This is a genomic window from Nocardiopsis metallicus (assembly GCF_014201115.1).
GTDB lineage: Bacteria > Actinomycetota > Actinomycetes > Streptosporangiales > Streptosporangiaceae > Nocardiopsis > Nocardiopsis metallicus.
In genome coordinates, this window is record NZ_JACHDO010000001.1 from 1785833 (window position 1) to 1807474 (window position 21642).

The following is a 21642-nucleotide window of genomic DNA, read 5'->3' on the forward strand; positions in this document are numbered from 1 at the left end:
CCGGGTTCCCGCCCTACCTCCCCCGCAGGCCCGCCATATGCCCACAGCTCGCCTGGTCCTTGAAGCCGACGGGCTTGTCCTCGGTGGAATCCCCTCACCTCATCCCCCCCTTGGAGTGCCGTTCGTGTCCGCCCCCACCGCGCGCCACCGCCCCTCCGGGCTGGTCTTCGCGCTCGCCTCCGCCCTGGCCTTCGGCGGTTCGGGAGTCTTCGCCCGCCCCCTGCTGGACGCGGGGATGGACTCCCTGCACGTGACCTGGCTGCGCCTGGCCGGGGCCGCCCTGATCCTGCTGCCCGTGGCCGCGCGGCACTGGCGCGTCGCCCAGCGAAAACCCCTGCTGGTCCTGGCCTACGGGGTGTTCCCCATGGCCGGTGTCCAAGCCCTGTACTTCGCCGCCATCGCCCGTATCCCGGTGGGGATCGCGCTGCTGCTGGAGTTCCTCGGCCCGGTGCTGGTCCTGCTGTGGGTGCGGGTGGTGCGCCGCAACCAGGTCTCCCCCGCCGCCGTGGTGGGCGTGGTCCTGGCCGTGGCCGGGCTCGGCCTGCTGCTGGAGGTCTGGGCGGGGATGCGCCTGGACGCGATCGGGGTCGGCCTGGCCCTGGGCGCGGCCGCCGCCCAGGCCGCCTTCTTCCTGCTCGGTGACGCCATGGGCGAGGACACCGACCCCTTGGCGGTGATCGCTTTCGGCGCGCTGATCGCCACCGCCCTGCTGGGGGTGCTCGCCCAGCCCTGGACACTGCCCTGGGGACTGCTCGCGGACCCGCTTCCCCTGGGTGCCCTCGCCCTGCCCGGCTGGATGATCGCGCTGTGGCTGGGCCTGGTGTGCACCGCCATCGCCTACTTCACCGGGGTCTCGGCGATCAAGAAGCTCTCCCCGCAGGTCGCGGGAGGTGTGGCCTACCTGGAGGTGGTCACCGCGATCGTGCTGGCCTGGGTGCTGCTCGGCGAAGCGCTCACCCCCGTGCAGGTCCTCGGCGCCGCGGTGATCGTGACCGGAGCCTTCATCGCCCAGACCGCCGTGCCGAGAACCCCAGAAACCGCGGTGCTCCCCGCCACCGAACAACCCGCCCCGAACGGGAACCAACCGGCTCTGGAACGGAGTTGAGCTCCCCCGCCCCTTCTATCCAGGGCACTCACTCCAGGGGTAGGCCCTCGAAGTCACCGAAGGGACCCGCCGTGAACGTCACGGTGTCCACCTCCAGCGGCGGGGCCGGAAAGTGCAGCTGGACCCGGTCGGTCGTACCCGACTCACCCCGGTAGGGATAGCCGAACGGCTCCATGTGGCGGGTGGCGTCCCCCTCGGGCCCGATCCGCAGCGACCGGTACACGTCCGCGCTGCCCGGGTCCTGGATCCCGAACCACCCGAACCGGCCGCCATGGACCCGTCCTGCCCGAAGTTCGCGCCGTAAAGGTGGTTGACGGTACCCGGGCCGTTGCCGGTCAGGTCGAACTCGGCGGCCACGAACGCGCCGTCACGGCGCGGGGAGAACAGCGCGAAGCCGTAGGAGCCCTCCGCGGTGAAGATCCCCTGGGTGCCGGGGGTGGTCAGACTGGTCCGGCGGGTTCCGGCTGGCAGGGGCGGAAAGCGCGCCTCGATCTCGTAGTCCGCGCCGACCAGCGTGAAGGCGGAGAGCTGCGAGCCCACGAATTCCGTGTCGCTGCAGGCCGGGGGGGTAGGGGCGCTGGCCCACCGGGGCGATGATCCACAGCCCCGGTGGGCTGGTGGTGTGCGCGCCCAGTACGCCGCCGCCCAAAGCGTTGACGGCGCTGACGGACTCCCCCTCCTGCCCCGGGGAAACCGGAACAGGGGTGGAGACCGGTCGGGGGGCATCAGGAGCCTTCCACAGTGCACAAGTGCAACACTGCGTTGGATACCGCCAACCCACCCATGCTTCTTCTGGGATCAACGTTTTTTAGAATGCCCCAAAAGCCCAGATCAGCGCCGCCCGGGAACCGAAATCCGGTCCAGGTCAGCGGCCAACACCACCGGACCGTCGAACTCCGCACCGGCCTGGGACACGAAGTTCGGCTCCTCGGACTCCTCATAGCGTTCGGACAGGTGGGTCAGCACCAACAGGCGCACCCCCGCCCGCGCGGCGATCCGCCCGGCCTGGCGCGCGGTCAGATGCCCGTACCCACGAGCCAGGTGCTCCTCCGAATCCAGGTAGGTCGACTCGATGACCAGCATGTCCGCCCCCTGGGCCAGTTCCACCGCCTGCTCGCACTCACCGGTGTCCATGACGAAGGCGAACACCTGACCGGGCCGGGGAACCGCGCAGTGGGCCAACTCCACCACACGCCCGTCCGCCAGTTCCACCGACCCCTCGCGCTGGAGCCGGGAGACGTCCGGGCCGCGCACCCCGAATTCCCGCAGTCGCTCGGGCAGCATCCGCCACCCGTCCGGTTCCTTGAGCCGGTACCCGTAGGCGGGCACCGAGTGGCGCAGCGGCAGCGCCGTGACCGTGAAGGGTTCGTCCTCCCCCACCGGGCAGCCGCCCGACCCGCCCACGGGCTGGGGCACGATCACGCCGGTGTCGCGAAAGGACGTGGCGTGGCGCAGACGGCGCCAGTACTGCTCACCGGCCCCGGGATAGGCCACCCGCACCGGGTGCGGCACCTGGTCGCGGGCGATGCGCTGGATGGTGCCGGGCAACCCCAGGCTGTGGTCGCCGTGGAAGTGCGTCACACAGATCCGGGTGATGTCGCTGGCGGCCAGCCCGGCCAGGCGCATCTGGCGCTGGGTGCCCTCGCCCGGGTCGAACAGCACACCCTGGCCGCCCCAACGCAGGAAGTAGCCGTTGTGGTTGCGCCGCCGGGTGGGCACGGCGCTGGAGGTCCCCAGGACCACGAGTTCGCGTACGGACATGGTGCGCATTGTCCCACCGCTGGACCGGAGCGCCCGCGCTCCCCCAAACGTGCGCCCAGCGGCCCCGGAGGCACATTCAGCGAGCGCGGACCCTGTTCACGCGGCCGCCGCGGTCACACCCGACCGCATCCGAGAGGGGCAGCGGGGCGTGCGGCGGTTCAGCGCACGCCCGTGGCCCGGGCCCGGATCACCGCCGCGCGGGGCCCGTCGGTGAAGGGCTCACCGTGACCGGGCAACAGCACCGTCTCCTTGGGCAGGTCGACCAACCGCTCCAACGACTCCAAGGCCTGGGCGCTGTCATGCGTGGACATCCGGCTCACCACCCGCGGCCCCGAACAGCCGACGCTGGGGTCCTCGGTGACCAGGGCGTCACCGGTGAACACCACCCCCCGGTCCGCGAAGGACACCAGCACACTGCCCGGGGTGTGCCCCGGCGCGGACAGCACCCTGGGCCGTCCCGGAACCTCCGCCAACACCTCGTCGTCACCGAAGACCGAGTACTCGCACACCCGGTCCGAGCTGAACGCCCCTGCATGACCCAACTGCATCAGCGACCGGGTCGAGGAGGGGTAGCGCGCCAGGTAGGACAGCAACCGACGCTCGGGAGGGGCGTGGACCACCGAGCTGGTCGGACCGTCCTGGAGGATGGGCGCGTCCGCCTCGTGCACCCACACCCGGGCCCCGCCCTTGTCCCGGGCGCGCTCGGCCAGCCCGGTGTGGTCGGGGTGGGCGTGGGTGAGTACCACCGCGCGCAGCCGTCCCCCCACCCAGGCGACCGCGTCTAGCTTGGCGTTTAACCTCGAGCCCGTGACCGGATACCGTCCCGGTCACGGGCTTCGTTGTTTCCCGGACAGCACAACGGCCTTCGCGTGATCATGTGCTTCAACCACGAACACACCTGATCACAACGAAGGCCGTCACCATGAGTCTGCTGCACCAGCACACCCCTGTCGAGCCACTGTCGACATTGGCCCGATTCCGCTCCCAGTTCCACGCCTGCCTGACCACACGTGCTGACGCCCTCTTCGAGGTCTGCGAAGCCCTGGTCAGCACCCCGACCCCCGTGCGCCACCTGGCACAACTCTCCCTGGAGCCCGAACACCACCGCGGCCACGGCTCGGCCTACGCCGCCCTGGCCCACGGAAGCATCGACACCACCCAACTGCGATCGATCCTGGCCTCGCTGCCCCTGCCCCGCTTCCACGGGCGCATCGTGTTGGCCTGCGATGTCTCCCCCTGGCTGCGCCCGGACGCCTGGACCAGCCCTGACCGGGCCTGGTGCCACACCTACGGGCGCGGCACCGGCCAGGCCGAGATGGTCCCGGGCTGGCCCTACTCCATGATCGTCGCACTGGAAGAGGGCTCCACCTCCTGGACCGCGCCCCTGGACCTGCGCCGCCTGCACAGTGACGAGGACCCCACCACCGTCACCGCCCACCAAGTCCGCCAGCTGATCGCCCGATTGATCAGGGCTGAACACCACCAGCAGGGCGATCCCGACATTGTGGTGGTGGTTGACGCGGGCTATGACAGTCCTCGTCTGGCCTATCTGCTCGCTGATCTGCCCGTTCAGGTGGTGGGCCGGTTGCCCTCCAACCGGGTGCTCTACGGCCCAGCCGAGCACCGACCGATCTCAGCCAACGGGCGCCCGCCCAAACACGGGGCTGCCCTACGGATGGCCGCCCCCGATACCTGGCCCGAGCCGGAGACGGTGACCACCGCTGCCACCCGCCGCTACGGCAGTGCCACCGCGCGCTCCTGGGATCGGATGCATCCCCGGCTGACCCACCGCTCAGCCTGGGCCGAGCACCCCGGTGAGCTACCGGTGATCGAGGGCACCCTGGTGTTGTTGCAGGTGCAGGCTTTGCCCTCGCGGCGCGATCCCAAACCGTTGTGGTTGTGGTCCTCAGCCACCGGCATGCGCTCAGAGCAGGTCAGTCAGATGTGGTGGGCTTATTTGCGCCGGTTCGACATCGAGCACACCTTCCGCTTCCTCAAACAGTCGTTGGGGTGGAACGCACCCCGGCTACGGGACCCGCGATCGGCGGACCGGTGGTCCTGGCTGGTCGTGGTGGCCTATACCCAGCTACGTCTGGCCCGGTTGTTGGCGCGTCAGGTCAGATTGCCCTGGCATCGGCTGGTGGAAGCGGACCGGATGAGTCCGGCGCGGGTGCGTCGGGGGTTTCGGTACATTCGCGCTGACCTGCCGGTGTGTGTGGGGTGCACCGAAATCCTGCGGGCCTGGTCCGGGGCGTCCGGTGGGGAGCCAGAACAAGCGTCCAGCTCCCCGATACGGGGTTCCCAAGAAGAACAAAACGGGCACTACGGGGCACCCCGGAGCCAAGCAAGCAGGTTAAACGCCAAGCTAGGAACCGGCCGCTGTGCGCGGGCAGCCCGGCATCCACCATGACCAGCCCTCCAGCGGTCTCCACCAGGTAGAAGTTCACGAGCTCGTCACCGATGCGGTGCACACCGGGGGCGACCTCCACAGGCACATGGGTCATGTTTCCTCCCGGTGGGTCACGGGTGAGTACACGGCGATGGACCCCACCTTTCACTTCTACCCCCCTACACCCCTTCTAGCGCTCCGCGACCCACCGGCCACCAGCCCTTTCGGCGCACCCGTGCTCCCCAAGCAGTGGATGCCCCGGTGAACCTTCGGCTCCACTGCTGCGGGGCTGCGTGCGCGCGGGGTCCCCCTGGGCTAGCGTCGGCCAGGTGAGCACCATCGAGAACCCCACACCACCACCCCGGTCGGTACCGCGAGAGCTGATCGCCTTCACGGCACGCGCCTCGGGTGAGCCGACCTGAGGGTGACTGATAAGCCCGCCTTGACGCTCAGAACCCCGCCCCCACTCCGCAGCCTCTAGATAAACCAGCACCAAAACCGCGAATCCAAACGACATACAGCGCACATACCAGCCCCAACAATGCCCAAAAGGCCAAATCCTGCTACCGTGCGGATCGCGAACTACGGGATGATTTAGGAGACCTGAACATGGGGCAACAGCCTCGCGAGCAGTGGGGGACGCGCGCGGGATTCCTGATGGCCGCAATCGGATCGGCCGTCGGACTGGGCAACATCTGGCGATTCCCCTACATCGCCTACGACAACGGGGGCGGGGCATTCCTCCTCCCCTACCTCATCGCCCTGTTGACGGCGGGCATCCCGCTGCTCATCCTCGAGTACAGCATCGGACACCGGTACCGTTCCTCGGCTCCGCTCGCCTACCGGCGCATCTCCCGCCCGGCCGAGGCCATCGGCTGGTGGCAGGTAGCGATCTGCTTCGTCATCGCCATCTACTACGCCGTCATCGTGGCCTGGGCCGTGCGCTACACCTGGTTCGCCCTCGGACAGCAGTGGGGTGATGACCCCGACGGATTCTTCTTCAACGACTTCCTCCAGGTCAGCGACGGCCCCGGGATGGTCTCCGGATTCGTCAGCGGGGTGGCCTGGCCCCTGGTGGCCGTCTGGGCCCTGGTCCTGGCCGTGCTGGCCCTGGGCGTACGCAAGGGCATCGAGAAGGCCAACAAGATCTTCATCCCCCTGCTGGTGGTGCTCTTCGTCCTGCTCGTCATCCAGGCACTCACCCTGGACGGGGCCACCGCGGGCCTGAACGCCCTGTTCACCCCGGACTGGGGCGCCATGCTCGACGGCGGGGTGTGGATCGCCGCCTACGGGCAGATCTTCTTCTCCCTGTCCATCGGTTTCGCCATCATGGTCACCTACGCCTCCTACCTGCGCCGCAAGGTCAACCTGACCGGGTCGGCCATGGTCGCGGGCTTCGCCAACAGCTCTTTCGAACTCCTGGCGGGTATCGGCGTCTTCGCGGCCCTGGGCTTCATGGCCGCCACCGCGGGAACGGCCGTCGACGAGGTCGCCACCGCCGGGATCGGACTGGCCTTCGTCGCCTTTCCGCAGATCATCTCCACCCTGCCGCTGGGCGGTGCGCTCTTCGGGGTGCTGTTCTTCGGCTGCCTGGTCATCGCCGGTCTGTCCTCGTTGATCAGCATCGTCCAGGTGATCGTCTCCGCGGTACAGGACCGCACCGGCCTGGGCCGCGTCCAGACCGTACTGCTGGTCGGCGGAGCCACGGCGCTCGCCTCGGTCCTGCTCTTCCCCACACCCCAGGGCCTGTACTTCCTCGACACCTTCGACCGCTTCATCAACCAGTACGGCATCGCGCTGGCCGGTCTCGTGATGGTGCTCGTGTTCGGCTGGATCCTGCGCAGGCTCCCCCTGTTCGAAAAGCACGCCAACGCCATCTCCTCCGTCCGCCTCGACTGGTGGTGGAAGATCGCCCTGGGCGGTATCACCCCCGTCCTGTTGGGCTTCATGATGTGGGACAGCCTGCGCGCCGAACTGACCTCCCCCTACGAGGACTACCCTCAGGCCTTCCTCCTGGTCGCCGGCTGGGGAGTCGCCATCGGCGCCATCGTCTTCGGCATCGTCGTCGCCTGCGTCCCCTGGAAGCGCGCCGACACCATCGCCCGCCGAGACGCCGAGCACGTCGCGGCCCAGCCCGACGGTGAAGCACCCGCCCAGCTGGACGAACCCGACAAGATCACGGCACCCCGCCCAAGCGACGACGACCAGGAAGGGAAGGGCCACTGATGTCCACCAGCGCCATCGTCATGATGGTCATCTCGATGATCGTTCTCTGGGGCGGCCTGGCCGCAGCCGTGCTGCACCTGCGCCGCCACCCCGACGAGCCCGAGTCGGAGCAGACCCCGAACTGAACCGCGAACGTCCCAGGGGCGGTGGATCGCACAGCGCGGTCCACCGCCCCTCGGACGTTCCCCCGGTCGACGCGGGACAACAGCCCGGCTGTCGGCTCACTGCCCACTCCACCGGACCGGCCCCGTCGCTGGAGGGGCCCCTGGCCCGGATGGAGTCAGACCGGACCAGGGACAGCTCAGGCAGCTCAGACCGCTCAGGCGGCGAACTCCCGCACGATCCGCGCGCAGAACGCGGGCAGGTCATCGGGGTTGCGGCTGGTGGTGACACCGTGGTCGGTGACCACCTCCTCCTCCACCACCACACCCCCGGCGTTGCGGATGTCGGTGCGGATACTGGGATAGGAGGTCACGGTGCGCCCGCGCACCACGTCGGCCTCCACCAGAACCCAGGGGCCGTGGCAGATGGCCGCGACCGGTTTGCCCTGGGCCACGAAGTCGCGCACGAACCCCACCGCGTCGGCGTCCGACCTCAGATTGTCCGGATTGATCGTGCCGCCGGGGATGACCAGCGCGTCGTAGTCGTCGACCCCGGCCTTGGACACCTCCTGGTCCACATCGAACCGGTCGGCCGGTTCGATGTCGCCGTTCATCGCCTGGATCCGCCCGCCGTGCAGCGAGACCAGATCCACCCGGGCCCCGGCCTCGGCCAGCGCCTGCCGTGGTTGAACCAGCTCCACCTGCTCGACTCCGTCAGCGGCCAAAATCGCCACCCGGCGTCCGGTGAGTGCGTCAGCCATGGTGCCCCCTTGTGTACTGCTCGGTACTACGCGCATACGCGAACCCGGATGAGTCCGCTTTCACGTGCGCCCCTACCCACCCGGGGCCGATCACTCACACCTTGCGCCCCGACCGTGCAGCTCCGGCCCGCCCAACCGGGTTAGGCCCGCCTGGGCAAACCCGTACATCCGCCCTGACGTCCGCCTTCGACCCCGAGAACGCCCCGTAGCCCTCGCTGAGCACGAAGCACATTCGACCGCGAACCACCCGCCGCCACGGTGGATCGCACCCAAGAACCACCCCCAGCAACACCTCAGCGACCGGAAAGGGCCCACATGCCCGCGACCCGCCACCTGTACCTGGCCCGCCACGCCCAAGCCGACCCGGCCACCGGAAAACTCACCGACACCGGCCACCGCCAAGCCGAACTCCTCGGAGCCCGGCTGCGCGAGTTCGCCCCCCAGGCCCTGTGGCACGGCGGCCTGCCCCGCGCCACCCAGACCGCACACCTGATCGCCGACCACCTGGAAGGCGTGACACCGGTCGAACTCGCCGAGGCCGGCGACTACGCCCCGCACCTACCCCAACGCCACGAGGTCCCCGACGCCCACGCCGACGGGGTCCTGGACTTCCTGGCCCGGATCCCGGCCCCCGAACGCTCCCCGGAACTGGGCCAACGGGCACTGGAACTCCTCACCGGTCCCGCAAAGGGTTCACAAGAACGCCGGGAAGTGGTCATCACCCACGCCTACCTGGTGGCGTGGCTGGTGACCGCGGCCCTGGACTCCCCGCCCTGGCGGTGGGTGAGCGTGGGAGTGGCCAACGCCGGGCTGACGATCATCCGCTACACACCCCGGAGCCCTTCGTCACTGGTCACCCTCAACGACCTGGACCACCTGCCGCCCGACCTGCGTTGGACGGGCTTCCCGCCGCACCTGCGCCCCTGACTCAGCCCGGGCCCCTCCCAGACCTGGGCGGGCCCCCACATCACCGTCGTCGACCAGGCCCACGACGGCCAGGCCGCCATCGAAGCCGCCCGCCGCCTGCTCGCCAGCGCCCACACATCCCAGAGCCACCGCCTGGACCGCGCCACCCTGGTGGCCTCCCTGACCGAACGCGAAACCGAGGTCCTGGCCTGCCTGGGCGAGGGGATGACCAACGGGCAGATCGCAGGGCGGCTCTGCCTGAGCGAGGCCACCGTCAAGGGCCACGTCTCCCGCCTGCTGGAGAAACTGGGCTGCGACAACCGCACCCGGGCCGGGCTGCTGGCCTACGAGGCGGGCCTTCGCTGAACCCGCACCCGGCCAACCCCGGCGCGCACCACCGCGCCCGCGCCGGTTCGCCCTATCCTGGCCACCACACACTCCCGGGAGGAACACACGTTGGACGAGCCCCGCGATCGGCTGCGCCCCATCGACCTGGCCCGGGCCGCCGGGATCTCCACCCAGCAGGTGCGCAACCACGCCGACGAGGGCGTCCTGCCCCCGACCGCACGCACCCCCGCCGGTTACCGGGTCTTCACCGAACGCCACCGCCGGGCCCTGCTCACCTTCCGGGCTCTGAGCGCGGGGTTGGGCGGTGCCACCGCCCGCCAGATCATGGCCGCCGTGCACGCGGGCGACCTGCCCCGGGCCCTGGCGCTGATCGACGCCGCCCACCACACCCTGCACGAGGAGCGCACCGCCCTGCACGCCACCGGCCAGGCCCTGGCGGCGGTCGCCGAACAGTCCCCCCAAACGCACGCCGCGCCCACCGGGGATCTGCGTATCGGTGAGGTCGCCGACCACCTGGGGGTGCGCACTTCCACCCTGCGGGTGTGGGAGGACGCCGGACTGCTCGACCCCAAGCGCGAACACCCCACCGGATACCGCCTGTACACCCCGGCCGACCTGCGCGAGGCCCGGATGGTTCATCTGCTGCGCCAGGTCCGCTACCCGCTGCCCGACATCCCTCCGGTCATCCACGAACTCCGCGCCAGCGGCGGCAGCCAGGCCCTGCACGCCGCCCTGGCCCAGCGCGGCGCCGAACTCACCCAGCGCTCACGGGCCATGCTCACCGCCGCCGCCCGCCTGGAGGAGTACGCCGGGTACGCGAGCTGACCCGGCTCTCACCCGTCCACGGCGAAGACCTTGCCCGGGTTGAAGATGCCCCTGGGGTCCAGCGCGCCCTTGACCGCCCGGTGCATCGCCAGCACCCGCGGTCCCAGTTCGTCAGCGGCGCCGCGCATCTTCAACAGCCCCACCCCGTGCTCACCGGTGACCGTCCCACCCAAGGCCAGGGCCTGGTCCACGATCACCTCGAACGCCTGCTTGGCCCGGTTCTTGGCGTCCTCGTCCCCGGCCGGCACGATGAACAGGGGGTGCAGGTTGCCGTCCCCCGCGTGGGCGATGTTTCCGATCTTGGTGTCGAAGCGCTCCCCGGCCGCCTCGATCGCCTCCAGCATGTGCGGCACCTGCGCCTTGGGCACGCACACGTCCTCGGTCAGCAGCGGCCCCAACCGCTCCAGCGCCGGGTAGGCCAGCCGCCGCGCCTGGAAGAGCGCCTCGGCCTCCTCGGCGTCGGTGGAGCGCACCGCGTAGACCGCCTTCTCCTGCTCGAAGCACTCCAGGATCCGCTCGGCCTCCTGCTGCCCCGAAGCCCCGGGCAGGTCACTGCGGGCCAGCAGCAGCACCTCGCCCTCGGCGGACAGGCCCATGTTCTTCCACTCGTCCACGGCCTGCAGGCAGAACCGGTCGATGAGTTCCAGTGCCGAGGGCACGATGCCCGCAGCCGAGACAGCGGCGACCGCGCGCCCGGCGTCCACCAGGGAGTCGAAGTAGCCCACCACGGTGTGCTCCACACCCCGGCGCAGCGGCACCAGACGCAACGTCACCTCGGTGACCAGCCCCAACGTGCCCTCCGAGCCCACCATCAGCCCGGCCAGGTCGTACCCGGTCACCCCCTTGGCGGTGGTCCTTCCCAGCCGCACGACCTCACCGGTGCCCACCACGGCCTCCATGCCCAGCACGTAGTCCCGGGTGACGCCGTACTTGACGCAGCACAGCCCGCCGGCGTTGGTGGCCACGTTCCCGCCGATCGTCGACCACGGCGCCGAAGCGGGGTCGGGCGGGTACCACAGGCCGTCCTGGGCGACCCGCTCGCGCAGGACGTCGTTGACCACACCCGGCTGGACGGTGGCGGTCTGCTGGACGGGGTCCACCTCCAGCACCCGGTTCATCCGTTCGAAGGAGACCACCACCCAGCCCTGACCGGCGTTGGCCGCACCCGACAGGCCCGTCCCGGCCCCGCGCCCGACCACCGAGACCCCGCGTTCGGCGCAGATCCGCACCACCTCGGCGACGTCGGCGGTGTGGCGGGGCCGCACCACCGCGGCCGCGGCCCCATAAGGCGCCCACTCGGCCTCGTCATGGGAGTAGCCCCGTATCACCGCGGGGTCGGTGACCACCTGTTCCGTTCCGATCGCGGCCACCAGCTCCTCGACGACCCCGGACATGGGCACGCTCCTCACCACTGTGTGTCGGCGCTCACTGCGCTGACGCTGCCCAGCACTCTAACCGGACAACTCGCCCCGTCCCCCACGTCTTTCGGGGGCTGCCACTCCGCACCGCGCCCCGAGCGCGCCGGGTGCCGAACCCCCACCCGCTCCCACATCCCGCCCACCTGCGATGACACACCACGAAACCCCACCAAAAGTCCCCAAAACCACCCTGTGGGGGTGCTAGCTTGGACCACCAAAGCCCGACAGACACCAGCAACAGCCAGCATCAACCGCGGCCGCGGAGGTGGGGACTTGAACACGATCCTGGTCACCGGCGCCACCGGAACCCTGGGCATCCCCCTCGTAGAACAACTACGCCGCACCGACCACCCGGTACACACCCTGAGCCGCCACCCCGGCACCCTCGCCGACACCGCCCACGCCGTCGACCTGCGCACCGGGCGGGGACTCACCCAGGCCCTGACCGGCGTCCACACCGTCGTGCACTGCGCCACCAGCCCCACCGGCGGCGACATCCAGGCCGCCACCCACCTCATCCGCGCCGCCCGCACCACCGGCCTCACCCACCTGGTCTACATCTCCATCGTGGGCTGCGACCAGATCCCCCTGGGCTACTACCGAACCAAACACACCGTCGAGGAAGCCCTGCTCGCCTCCGGACTGGGCGTGACCATCCTGCGCACCACCCAGTTCCACCCCCTCATCGAGGACATCTGCGCCCGGGCCTGCCGCCTGCCCGTGATGCCCTACCCCGACATCGACGTCCAGCCCATCGACCCCGCCGAGGTCGCCCTGCGCCTGGCCCGCCTGGCCCTGGAAGAACCCGCCGGACGCGTCCCCGACCTGGGCGGACCCCAGGTCGAGTCCTTCCACGACCTGGCCCGCACCTACCTGGACACCACCCGCACCGCCCGCCGCCTGATCCCCCTGCGCCTACCCGGGGCCACCTTCGCCGCCTACCGCTCCGGCGCCCACCTGACCCCCGACCAGGCCGTGGGCCGCACCACCTTCGCCCAGTACCTGGCACGCGACCAATGACACACCCCGCGCCCCGGCCCCGGGCACCGTCTTGACCCTGACACCGTGTCAGCCCTTGTACTGGACAGCACCATGTTGACCATCGGAGAGTTCGCCAAACACGCGGGGGTCTCGGTACGCATGCTGCGCCACTACGACTCCATCGGCCTGCTGCGCCCGGCCCGCACCGACCCCATCACCGGTTACCGCCACTACGAAGCGGCCCAGCTGGCCCGGCTCAACCGCGTCATCGCCCTCAAGGACCTGGGTTTCAACCTCGAACAGGTCGGCGCGATCCTGGACGAGCGCCTGAGCTCCACCGAGCTGCGCGGCATGCTGCGCCTGCGCCGCGCCGAACTGGCCCAGTCCGTCACCGAGGCCGAAACACGCCTGGCCCGCGTGGAAGCGAGGCTCCGCATCATCGAGAACGAGGGAACCATGTCCGCCAACGACATCGTCATCAAACCCCTGCCGCCCGTGCGCGTGGCCGAGCTGACCGGCACCGCCGCCACCTTCGAGCCCGAAGCCATCGGCCCGGTCATCAGCCCGCTCTTCACCGAACTGTGCCAACGCCTGGAGTCCGCGGGCGTCACCCCCGTCGGCCCGGGCCTGTCCCGCTACGAGGACGCCCCCGAAGGCGGCATCCTCGTGCACGCCTCGATGCCCGTGGGCACCGAAGTCCACGACATCGACGGGCTCTCCCTCGTCCAGGTCCCGGCCGTGGAACGGGCCGCCACCATCGTGCACCGCGGCCCCATGGCCGAGGTCCTGCCCACCGCGCAGGAACTGGCCCGCTGGATCGAGGACAACGGCCACCACACCCACGGCTACACCCGCGAGGTCACCCTGGCCGCACCCGAGGACCCGCAAGGATGGGTGACCGAGATCCAGGCTCCACTGGCCTGATCCGCCCCACCGCACCTCACACGAAAAAAAGGGGTGGGGGCGCACACCCCCACCCCCTGGCGGACTGGCAGACCCCGGCCCCGGCCACTCCAGCGCTCAGCTGAGCAGCCGATCAGCTGCTCAGTTTCCGGTAGCGGCGCAGCGCCAGCGGAACGAACACCGCCAACAGCACCAGCGGCCACACCACCGCCATCAACAACGCGTTCTGCGCCACCCACGACTCACCCACCACCGTGGTGTTGCCGAACAGCTCACGGCAGGCCAACACCGTCGCCGACAGCGGATTCCACTCGGCCACCGGCGCCAACCAGCCCGGGATCACCTCGGTGGGCACGAACGTCTCGGCCACCATCGCCAGCGGAAACACCAACGAGAAGAACTTCATCGCCGCCTCGGGGCTGCGCACCAGCAACCCCAGGTAGATCCCGATCCAGGTGAACGCCAACCGCAGCAGCAACAGCAACCCCAGCGCGGCCAACGCCGCCACCGGACCGTTGTGCCACTGCCACCCGATCAGCAACCCCATCCCCACCAGGACCACCAGGTCCACCACGGCCGAGACCACATCCGCCATACCGCGCCCCACCAACAGCGCCGAGGGCGCCATCGGCAGCGTCCGAAACCGGTCCACCACACCACGGCCCACATCCGTGACCACCGCGATCGTCGTGTTCCCGATCCCGAACGCCATCGTCAGCGCGAACAGCCCCGGCATCAGGAAGTCGCGGTAGTCCTCACCGCCCACCCCCATGGCCGCGCCCATCGCCTCCCCGAAGACGAACCCGAACAGCAGCACCGCCAGCACCGGGATCATCAACGTGCCGATGACCTCGTCGGGCTTGTACACCAGGTGTGCCAGGTAGCGGCGCGCCACCACCGTAGAATCGGCCACCGCCCACCCCGCACGGCGCACCCACACGCGCGGACCCCGCGGCTCGCGTTCGGGGACGCTCAGTTCGGGTACCTCCTGCCCGCCAGGCACCGCTTTGGTCGGCGTGATGGTCATGACCGCTCCTCCCGCGCCCCGCGCCAACTCGCACCCCGCTGGCCGGAACCCCTCGGCTCCGCCCCTCCGCGCCCGGGGAGCGCACCGACCGAGCCCGCCTGAACACCCTCATCCTCCCCACCGCCCCGCTGACCGGCCCTCTCCTCCCCCGTCAGACTCAAGAACACGTCATCGAGAGTGGGGCGCCGCAACGCGATGTCCTCCACGTCCAGACCCGCCTCGTCCAGCGCCCGCACCACCCTGGTCAGCGCCGCACCGCGCCCACCCATCGACACCCGCACACCCAACGCGTCCACATCCACCTCCGGCCGCGCCCCCGACACCCGGCCCAGCACCTGCGCGGCCACCGACAGCTCCTCGGCCCGGGCGACCACCACCTCCACCCGGCCACCGCCCACCCGCTCCTTCAACTCCTCCGGGCTGCCCTCGGCGATCACCCGACCGGCATCCACCACCGAGACCCGGTCGGCCAACCGGTCGGCCTCCTCCAGGTACTGGGTGGTCAACAGGACCGTGGTGCCCGCCGCCACCAGCTCACGCACCGCCCGCCACACCTCGGCGCGGCTGCGCGGATCCAACCCGGTGGTGGGCTCGTCCAGGAACAACACCCGCGGATCCAACACCAACCCGGCCGCCAGATCCAACCGGCGGCGCATCCCACCCGAGTAGGTACGCACCGACCGGTCAGCGGCCCCGGTCAGATCGAAACGCTCCAGCAACTCCACGGCCCGCTCCCTGGAGCGGCGCCGCCCCAGGTGGTACAGGCGACCGAACATCTCCAGGTTGCGCCGCCCGCTCAGGATCTCGTCCACCGCCGCGTACTGGCCCACGAACCCGATCCGGGACCGCACCAGCCGCGCCTGGGTGGCCACATCCGCGCCCGCCACCCGGGCCCGGCCCCCGTCGAACCCCAACAGGGTGGCCAGAACCCGCACCGACGTGGTCTTGCCAGCCCCGTTGGGGCCCAGCAGCCCGTGCACCGTCCCCGGCTCCACCACCAGGTCCACCCCGTCCAAAGCGACCTTGCCGCCCGGGTAGAGCTTGCGCAGCCCCTCGGCCACGATCACCGGCCCGCCACTCACCCGGGTGCTCACGAGACCACCGCCTCCCCGGTGAACTCACCGAGCGGCCGCCGCGGAGCCGCAACCACCACCGGCGTCACCTCCTCATAACGCCCCAACGCGATCCGCGCGATGTTGCGCACCGACTCACTGCCCTGCCGGTAGTAGGAACAGTGCCCCCGAATGTCACCGGTCTCGAAAACCCGCGCCCCGTACCCGGACCGCATCGGCGAAGGGCCGTGCCCGATCTCGCCCACATGCCCCCGAGGAAAGAACCGGATCCAGTCACTGGGCCCCAGCGCCGCCCACAGATTCCCCGAAAACCCCAGCTCCTGGCGCGAGCGGACCCCCATCCCAGGGCTGCCCAACGCCACACAGTCACTGACCCGCCCCTGCCCCAGAGCCAGACCGCACACCACCGTGCCGTAGCTGTGCCCCACCAACGTCACCCGCGCCGAACGGGGCAGGAACCGGGTCAGCCGGACCAGATCCCGGGCCCCCTCCAACGCCGGACGGCGCGAGACCGCCTCACCGAACCCGCGCGGGGTCCGGTACCCGACCCACACCACCACCGCCACCCGCTCACCCGGCGCCACCTCACGCATCGTCGCCAGCAGCGTCTGGGCGTTGGCGCGCGGCCGCGTGGCCCGCTTCTGGTTGAAGTAGTTGCCCAGGTAGTTGTCGTTACCCGGCACCAGGACCGCGATGTGGTCCGCCGTGGCCGCGTCCCCCAACTCCTCCACGATCCGACCGTCCTCGGTCCCGTCACAGGCCAGCAGGCGAACGCCGTACCCCAGAGCGCGCCCGTAGCGGAGCGGGTCAGTGACCGAGTTGGTGGATGGGCCCGCCGCGACCATGACTCTCCCCGAAGTTCCGCAGACAACAGGCTTTCTGATGGATTCCACGCTAGAGACGCCGCCGTCCCGGCACGATGACGCAGACACCCTCTTGCAGGTCCAGTCCCGCCCACCACCAGCAGTGGTGCCAGCACTACCTCGCAGCAGAGCAAACGCCCTGAACAGCACAAATTCACTTGCCAGCCGTCTGGGGCCACTGCGAGCATGCCCCCATGCAGATCGCGGCCCCGGCCCAGTGCCCGGACCTGACCGAGGTCCTGGAGCGCCCCGAACTCAACCTGGGTCCCGAGCTGATGTTCCACGACGCCGAACACGGAGCCACCCCGATGAGAGCGCTGACACCACCGCCGCCCCAGGGCCTGAACCCCGACGGCACCATCACCCGCGAAGGCTCCCTCGACCAGGTCACCACCGCCTTCACCCCCGTGGTCGACGCCCTGCGCACCCGCCTGGGCCCCACCTTCAAGGACCGCATGCACAGCGCCTACCTGTACGGCAGCATCCCCCGCGGCACCGCCACACCCGGCGTCTCGGACCTGGACGCACTGGTGGTCCTGCGCACCACCCCAGGCGGAGACGACCACGCCCGGGCCCGCACCCTCCACGAAGAGATCGACGCCGCCTTCGACCAGGTCGACGGCGGCGGCATCCTCCTTGACTCGGTGCCCAACCTGACCAGCGACCTGGAACTGTACGACGCCGGATTCTTCCTCGCCTGCCTGTGCACCCCGCTGATCGGCCCCGACCTGGCCCAGCAGCTCCCCGACCACCGGCCCACCACCCTGCTGGCCCGCGAGACCAACGGCGACCTGCACCTGACCCTGCCCCGCTGGCGCACCCGCATCGCCCAGGCCACCAGCGACACCGATTACCGAACCCTCAGCCGCGGCGTCTCGCGCCGCCTGGTACGCACCGGCTTTACCCTGGTCATGCCCTCCTGGGGCGGATGGACGAGCGACCTGGGCCTGGCCGCGGACGTCTTCGGTCACTATTACCCCGACCGCCACGACCAGATGCGCACGGCGGCCCACACCGCCCAGCACCCCACCACCGACCCCGACCACCTGCACGAACTCGTCGAAGACCTGGCGCCCTGGCTGGCCAAGGAGTACACCGCCACCCACGGCGTCAAGGCCCCCCGCCCCTGAACGGGACGCCCACCCCCGGTCCGGGTTCGGAGCAGGCACGCACCTGAAACGGGCCCAGGCCCGAAACAGAGCCGACCAGAGCCGGGTGCGCAACACCCCCGGCCGACACAAGGCGGCCCGGTCAGACCCGTTCCAGGGGTACGTGCGCCCCCGCCGGTTCGGCCACCGTCACCGCCATCCCCGGCTCGACCAGCCCGCCCGCCAGCACCACACCCATCACCCCGGCCCGGCGCACCAGCCCACCCTGCTCGTCCCGGTACACCATCTGCTTGAGCAGCCCCTGGGAGAACCCGTCGATCTGCGCGCACGGGTTGCGCAGCCCGGTGACCTCCACCCGCGCCCGCCCGAAGCCGAGCACCGTGCCCCGGGAGAGCCCCAACAGATCAATCCCACGGGTGGTGATGTTCTCCCCCATCTGCCCCGGCGCGACCGCGAACCCGGCCAGGGCCACCTCCTCCAGGAGTTCGGCGTGCATCAGGTGCACCTGGCGCAGGTTCGGCTGGGTCGGGTCCACAGCCACCCGCGACCGGTGCTTGACCGTGGTGCCCAGGTGCGCGTCCCCTTCCACCCCCAACCCGGCCAACAGGCGGATACTGCCTCGGACAGGTTTGCTGAACGTGTGCTCACCACTGCTGCTGACCGACTCCACGACGGCGGCCATGGCCACCCTCCTCCTGGACGCGTTTGCACGGGCGACCCCAGCCTAGACAGCCCACACCAACGACCTTCAGGTCGCCCCACACCGGCCAGGCACATGCGCGCACCCCTGGGTCAGTGCTCACCGCCCACCGCACGCAACCCCGTGCGGGTCAGCCGCTCCAACGCCACCTCCGACGCCTGGTCCGCGGGCAGGTACACCACCAGGTACTGGCCCTGGGTGTCCCATCGCTCATAGGAAAGGCGCAGCTCACCCACCTCAGGGTGGGCCAGCCGCTCCACCCCGCTCACCTGCGGCGCCGACTCCGGGCCCGCCATCCGCTCGGTGAAGGGCGCACCGCCCACGATCGCCAGCTCCTCCACCAGGTGCGCCAGGTGCGGATCCTGCGGGGCCGCCTCCGCCCGCAGCTCCGCCAAGCGCGCATCGGCCACCTCCTCCCAGTCCGGGTAGACCGACCGGGCCCGATCATCAGCGAACACGAACCACACCCGGTTCGCGGGCTGGTCGTCCTCCACGTCCAACAGCCCCAACGGCCCCATCAGGCACTCATAGCCCCTCGTGTACGCGAGCGTCTCACCCAACCGGTTGAACAGCGCCGCCGGAGCGGGCTCCAACCGCCCCAACACAGCCCGCGTGGCGGCCCGCACCTCCCGCTCGGGAGGCAACCCGCCCGGGCACAGCGCACCCGCACCCGACGCCACCTTCGACAGGTTGCGCAACCGCACCCGCTCACCCACCGACAACCCCAACGCGTCAGCCAACGCCACCAACACCTGCGGCGACGGGTTGCGATCACGTCCCTGCTCCAACCGGGTCAGGTAGTCCACGCTCACCCCCGACAACGTGGCCAGCTCCGCCCGACGCAACCCCGGTGTACGACGGCGCGCGCCCACCGCCAACCCCACCCGCTCGGGCGGGGTCGACTCACGGCACTCACGCAGGAACGCACCCATTCCGCTCTGATCCATGGGCCGAGTCTACGAACCAGCCCCGCAGCCGAACCTGGCCCTGTCAGGGCCAGCCCCACCACGGCCTTCCTCCCCACCACCCACCGGGCACAGACTGAAAACCCATGCCACACACCCACACCGCGAAAAGGACAACTCCGATGCGCCACCAACTCCTGGGCCCCTCAGGGCTACGTGTGTCCCAGCTCCTCCTGGGCGCCATGACCTTCGCCAACCCCGACCAGGCCCGCCGCATGGTCGACCTCTACCAGGACGCGGGCGGCAACCTCATCGACACCGCCTCGGCCTACCAAGACAGCGAACAGGTCCTGGGCGCACTCCTCAAAGGCCGCCGCGACCGCTTCGTACTCTCCACCAAGTTCACCCTGCCCAGCGATGCGAGAGACGCCAACTCCGGAGGCAGCCACCGCCGCAACCTCACCCACACCCTCGAACAGGGCCTGCGCCGCCTGCGCACCGACCGCATCGACCTTCTGTGGGTGCACACCTGGGACGAGTACACACCCCTCGAAGAGACCATGCGCGCCCTGGACGACGCCGTACGCGCAGGCAAGGTCCTGTATGTGGGCGCCTCCAACATGCCCGCCTGGGTCATCGCCCAAGCCAACACCCTGGCCCGGCAACACGGCTGGACCCCCTTCATCGCCCTCCAGGTGCCCTACAACCCGCTCCAACGCGACATCGAACGCGAACTCCTGCCCATGGCCCGCACCCTGGGACTGAGCCTGACCACCTACAACGGCCTGGCCGCAGGGATCCTCTCCGGCCGCTACACCGACACCACCGCCCCCGCCGGCCGAGTGGACCCCACCACCCTGACCGAACACCAGCACCGCGCCGCCCGCACCATCACCCGCATCGCCCAGGAGGTGAACGCCACCCCCGCGCAGGTCGCGATCGCCTGGGCCCTGCACCGCTCCCCGCGCATCCACCCCATCCTGGGCGCCAGCCGCACCGAACAACTCAAGGACAACCTGGGCGCACTCCAGGTGACCCTGCCACCCGAGGCCATCGAACACATCAACGCCCTGGCCGACTTCGAACCCGGCTACCCGCACGACCTCAACGCCACCACCCAGACCTGGCTCAACGGCGACCACCAGGTCATCCCGCCCACGCACGAGCGCCCCTTCGGCCCCTAACCCGGACACTTCCGCCTCGCGCACGGTGCGCCCCGCCCCCACGGCGGACGCCGTGCCTCACCCGATGTCCACTGGCGCGCGGCGGGAAGCCACAATGGTCCGGTCCCACCCCACGACCAGAAGGCCCCGATGTCGACCCCGGCCCTCCCGCCACCCGCCCCAGGCACCCCCCCCAAACCCGCCGAGCGACCCCACCGCTCAGCACCTCAGAGGGCGCCCCACCCCCCGCAAACTGGTCGCGATGCTGACCGCCCTCACCCTCCCCGCCATCGCCGTCCTGGCCGCCGGAATCGCCTACCACATGCCCCGCACCCAGGTCGGGCTCTCCCACACCCCGGCCCAGGCTCCACCCCAGGGCACCGACCTCGCCGCAGCGGCACTGCGCCAGCTCCAGGACGCCTCCACCTACCGGATCAGCGGCCTGGTCCACGAAGGCGACGGCGGCGGCCCCTACCAGGACCGGCCCACCGACACCCGCCGTGTGCTCGGTCTCTCCCACCAGTGGTTCACCCACACCACCCAACCCACCCCCGCGGTGCTGGTCGACCGTGCCGGCGACGGAGCCGCCCCCACCAGCATGTGGGTCCACGACACCCCGGTGATCTCCTGGGGACGCGACCCCTACGAATGGTTCCACGACAACCCCGTCTACGACCTGGACGAGGAGTCCTTCTTCCCCGTCCAGACCACGCTGGAGGCCATCGTCAACGACGGGACCATCGCTGATCAACGCCGCGCTCCCTTCCGCGCACAACTGACACCCGCCATGGGCGAGAACGACACCGACCACGCCGAGCGCCCCGCCGTCCGGTTGGAAGGCAGTGTCCAAAGCGCCGAAGGCACGACGGAGTTCGTCCTGTTCACCACGGTGAAGGGGACCCCACTGGGACTGTCGGCCGAGACCACCCGCAGCGGTGCCGACCAGCAAGAGGCCGAATTCACCACCTACTCGGAATACGAGATCCACAGCCTCGACGAGCCCGTCGACCTCACCGTGCCCGCACCGGACGAGATCGGCCCCTGGGAGGACGCCGGAGGACCCTGACCCACCACAGGC

General features: G+C 70.4%; 22 protein-coding genes. 12 read left to right on the forward strand and 10 right to left on the reverse strand.

The features are described from left to right. Positions 1-124 precede the first annotated feature (124 nt). Positions 125-1105 (forward strand): EamA family transporter, encoded by a 981-nt coding sequence (locus tag HNR07_RS07590; protein WP_184363741.1) that lies wholly within the window; start codon positions 125-127, stop codon positions 1103-1105. A 28-nt stretch (positions 1106-1133) separates the two neighbouring features. Here the strand turns inward: HNR07_RS07590 and HNR07_RS07595 are convergent, their stop codons facing one another. From HNR07_RS07595 to HNR07_RS07605, 3 genes are all read right to left on the reverse strand, one after another. Next, complete coding sequence (locus HNR07_RS07595; RefSeq protein ID WP_184363744.1) at positions 1134-1328, reverse strand: hypothetical protein; 195 nt, start codon at positions 1326-1328, stop codon at positions 1134-1136. A gap of 608 nt (positions 1329-1936) precedes the next feature. Further along, a complete protein-coding gene (locus tag HNR07_RS07600; RefSeq protein WP_184363746.1) occupies positions 1937-2866 on the reverse strand; it encodes a ribonuclease Z in 930 nt (309 codons plus the stop codon). A gap of 158 nt (positions 2867-3024) precedes the next feature. Then, positions 3025-3633, reverse strand: coding sequence for an MBL fold metallo-hydrolase (locus tag HNR07_RS07605; RefSeq protein ID WP_312893660.1), 609 nt, complete (start codon positions 3631-3633; stop codon positions 3025-3027). A 155-nt stretch (positions 3634-3788) separates the two neighbouring features. Between HNR07_RS07605 and HNR07_RS07610 the strand changes: the two genes are divergently transcribed. The 3 genes from HNR07_RS07610 to HNR07_RS07620 all read left to right on the forward strand — a co-directional run bounded on the left by HNR07_RS07610 (position 3789) and on the right by HNR07_RS07620 (position 7606). Continuing rightward, on the forward strand, positions 3789-5276 hold the full coding sequence (locus HNR07_RS07610) for an NF041680 family putative transposase (RefSeq protein WP_221318747.1): 1488 nt from the start codon (positions 3789-3791) through the stop codon (positions 5274-5276). A gap of 588 nt (positions 5277-5864) precedes the next feature. After that, positions 5865-7481: a sodium-dependent transporter gene (locus HNR07_RS07615; protein ID WP_184363749.1), complete on the forward strand. Its 1617-nt coding sequence runs from the start codon at positions 5865-5867 to the stop codon at positions 7479-7481. Next, entirely contained in the window at positions 7481-7606 is a 126-nt protein-coding gene (locus tag HNR07_RS07620; protein WP_184363752.1) for a methionine/alanine import family NSS transporter small subunit, read from the forward strand. Before HNR07_RS07615 ends, HNR07_RS07620 begins: the two co-directional genes overlap by 1 nt. A gap of 194 nt (positions 7607-7800) precedes the next feature. Here HNR07_RS07620 and HNR07_RS07625 read toward each other — a convergent pair whose 3' ends face one another. After that, positions 7801-8343 (reverse strand): type 1 glutamine amidotransferase domain-containing protein, encoded by a 543-nt coding sequence (locus HNR07_RS07625; RefSeq protein WP_184363755.1) that lies wholly within the window; start codon positions 8341-8343, stop codon positions 7801-7803. Between the two features lie 315 nt (positions 8344-8658). Here HNR07_RS07625 and HNR07_RS07630 point away from each other — a divergent pair, with 315 nt between their 5' ends. The 3 genes from HNR07_RS07630 (at position 8659) to HNR07_RS07640 (ending at position 10422) form a co-directional block, all read left to right on the forward strand. Beyond that, the gene (locus HNR07_RS07630) at positions 8659-9270 is read left to right on the forward strand and encodes a histidine phosphatase family protein (protein ID WP_184363758.1); all 612 of its coding nucleotides are present in this window, start codon (positions 8659-8661) and stop codon (positions 9268-9270) included. A gap of 150 nt (positions 9271-9420) precedes the next feature. Beyond that, complete coding sequence (locus HNR07_RS07635; protein ID WP_376769908.1) at positions 9421-9615, forward strand: response regulator transcription factor; 195 nt, start codon at positions 9421-9423, stop codon at positions 9613-9615. Positions 9616-9705: 90 nt separating this feature from the next. Then, a complete protein-coding gene (locus tag HNR07_RS07640) occupies positions 9706-10422 on the forward strand; it encodes a MerR family transcriptional regulator (protein WP_184363761.1) in 717 nt (238 codons plus the stop codon). 8 nt (positions 10423-10430) lie between these two features. Here HNR07_RS07640 and HNR07_RS07645 read toward each other — a convergent pair whose 3' ends face one another. Further along, entirely contained in the window at positions 10431-11816 is a 1386-nt protein-coding gene (locus HNR07_RS07645; protein ID WP_184363764.1) for an FAD-binding oxidoreductase, read from the reverse strand. Between the two features lie 297 nt (positions 11817-12113). Here HNR07_RS07645 and HNR07_RS07650 point away from each other — a divergent pair, with 297 nt between their 5' ends. Continuing rightward, on the forward strand, positions 12114-12860 hold the full coding sequence (locus HNR07_RS07650; RefSeq protein WP_184363767.1) for an SDR family oxidoreductase: 747 nt from the start codon (positions 12114-12116) through the stop codon (positions 12858-12860). A gap of 45 nt (positions 12861-12905) precedes the next feature. Beyond that, a complete protein-coding gene (locus HNR07_RS07655; protein ID WP_312893662.1) occupies positions 12906-13745 on the forward strand; it encodes a MerR family transcriptional regulator in 840 nt (279 codons plus the stop codon). A 112-nt stretch (positions 13746-13857) separates the two neighbouring features. On the opposite strand, the gene HNR07_RS07660 is transcribed toward HNR07_RS07655, so the two are convergent. The 3 genes from HNR07_RS07660 to HNR07_RS07670 are packed head-to-tail and all read right to left on the reverse strand — an operon-like array spanning position 13858 to position 16669. After that, positions 13858-14751, reverse strand: coding sequence for an ABC transporter permease (locus tag HNR07_RS07660; RefSeq protein WP_184363770.1), 894 nt, complete (start codon positions 14749-14751; stop codon positions 13858-13860). Further along, the gene (locus HNR07_RS07665) at positions 14748-15833 is read right to left on the reverse strand and encodes an ATP-binding cassette domain-containing protein (RefSeq protein ID WP_184371666.1); all 1086 of its coding nucleotides are present in this window, start codon (positions 15831-15833) and stop codon (positions 14748-14750) included. The genes HNR07_RS07660 and HNR07_RS07665 overlap by 4 nt, the downstream gene beginning before the upstream one ends. Positions 15834-15841: 8 nt before the next feature. Continuing rightward, positions 15842-16669 carry an alpha/beta hydrolase gene (locus tag HNR07_RS07670; protein ID WP_184363774.1) on the reverse strand — a complete coding sequence of 276 codons (828 nt, stop codon included), beginning with the start codon at positions 16667-16669 and terminating at the stop codon, positions 15842-15844. Positions 16670-16881: 212 nt separating this feature from the next. On the opposite strand from HNR07_RS07670, the gene HNR07_RS07675 reads away from it, so the two are divergent. Continuing rightward, positions 16882-17817, forward strand: coding sequence for a nucleotidyltransferase domain-containing protein (locus HNR07_RS07675; RefSeq protein ID WP_246420182.1), 936 nt, complete (start codon positions 16882-16884; stop codon positions 17815-17817). Between the two features lie 121 nt (positions 17818-17938). Here HNR07_RS07675 and HNR07_RS07680 read toward each other — a convergent pair whose 3' ends face one another. Both HNR07_RS07680 and HNR07_RS07685 read right to left on the reverse strand, forming a co-directional pair. Beyond that, positions 17939-18478, reverse strand: coding sequence for an MOSC domain-containing protein (locus HNR07_RS07680; protein WP_184363777.1), 540 nt, complete (start codon positions 18476-18478; stop codon positions 17939-17941). 110 nt (positions 18479-18588) lie between these two features. After that, the gene (locus tag HNR07_RS07685; RefSeq protein ID WP_184363780.1) at positions 18589-19443 is read right to left on the reverse strand and encodes a helix-turn-helix domain-containing protein; all 855 of its coding nucleotides are present in this window, start codon (positions 19441-19443) and stop codon (positions 18589-18591) included. 140 nt (positions 19444-19583) lie between these two features. On the opposite strand from HNR07_RS07685, the gene HNR07_RS07690 reads away from it, so the two are divergent. Both HNR07_RS07690 and HNR07_RS07695 read left to right on the forward strand, forming a co-directional pair. After that, complete coding sequence (locus HNR07_RS07690; protein WP_184363783.1) at positions 19584-20585, forward strand: aldo/keto reductase; 1002 nt, start codon at positions 19584-19586, stop codon at positions 20583-20585. 241 nt (positions 20586-20826) lie between these two features. Beyond that, positions 20827-21630, forward strand: coding sequence for a hypothetical protein (locus HNR07_RS07695; RefSeq protein WP_184363787.1), 804 nt, complete (start codon positions 20827-20829; stop codon positions 21628-21630). The last annotated feature ends 12 nt before the right edge of the window (positions 21631-21642 follow it).

What these genes read in the sequence shown, in the direction of transcription:
- HNR07_RS07620 (WP_184363752.1), top strand. Translation starts at nt 7,481, where the DNA reads ATGTCCACCAGCGCCATCGTCATGATGGTCATCTCGATGATCGTTCTC.
- HNR07_RS07625 (WP_184363755.1), bottom strand. Translation starts at nt 8,343, where the DNA reads ATGGCTGACGCACTCACCGGACGCCGGGTGGCGATTTTGGCCGCTGAC.
- HNR07_RS07695 (WP_184363787.1), top strand. Translation starts at nt 20,827, where the DNA reads ATGCTGACCGCCCTCACCCTCCCCGCCATCGCCGTCCTGGCCGCCGGA.
- HNR07_RS07610 (WP_221318747.1), top strand. Translation starts at nt 3,789, where the DNA reads ATGAGTCTGCTGCACCAGCACACCCCTGTCGAGCCACTGTCGACATTG.
- HNR07_RS07645 (WP_184363764.1), bottom strand. Translation starts at nt 11,816, where the DNA reads ATGTCCGGGGTCGTCGAGGAGCTGGTGGCCGCGATCGGAACGGAACAG.
- HNR07_RS07660 (WP_184363770.1), bottom strand. Translation starts at nt 14,751, where the DNA reads ATGACCATCACGCCGACCAAAGCGGTGCCTGGCGGGCAGGAGGTACCC.
- HNR07_RS07675 (WP_246420182.1), top strand. Translation starts at nt 16,882, where the DNA reads ATGCAGATCGCGGCCCCGGCCCAGTGCCCGGACCTGACCGAGGTCCTG.
- HNR07_RS07600 (WP_184363746.1), bottom strand. Translation starts at nt 2,866, where the DNA reads ATGTCCGTACGCGAACTCGTGGTCCTGGGGACCTCCAGCGCCGTGCCC.
- HNR07_RS07685 (WP_184363780.1), bottom strand. Translation starts at nt 19,443, where the DNA reads ATGGATCAGAGCGGAATGGGTGCGTTCCTGCGTGAGTGCCGTGAGTCG.
- HNR07_RS07690 (WP_184363783.1), top strand. Translation starts at nt 19,584, where the DNA reads ATGCGCCACCAACTCCTGGGCCCCTCAGGGCTACGTGTGTCCCAGCTC.
- HNR07_RS07670 (WP_184363774.1), bottom strand. Translation starts at nt 16,669, where the DNA reads ATGGTCGCGGCGGGCCCATCCACCAACTCGGTCACTGACCCGCTCCGC.
- HNR07_RS07615 (WP_184363749.1), top strand. Translation starts at nt 5,865, where the DNA reads ATGGGGCAACAGCCTCGCGAGCAGTGGGGGACGCGCGCGGGATTCCTG.
- HNR07_RS07680 (WP_184363777.1), bottom strand. Translation starts at nt 18,478, where the DNA reads ATGGCCGCCGTCGTGGAGTCGGTCAGCAGCAGTGGTGAGCACACGTTC.
- HNR07_RS07630 (WP_184363758.1), top strand. Translation starts at nt 8,659, where the DNA reads ATGCCCGCGACCCGCCACCTGTACCTGGCCCGCCACGCCCAAGCCGAC.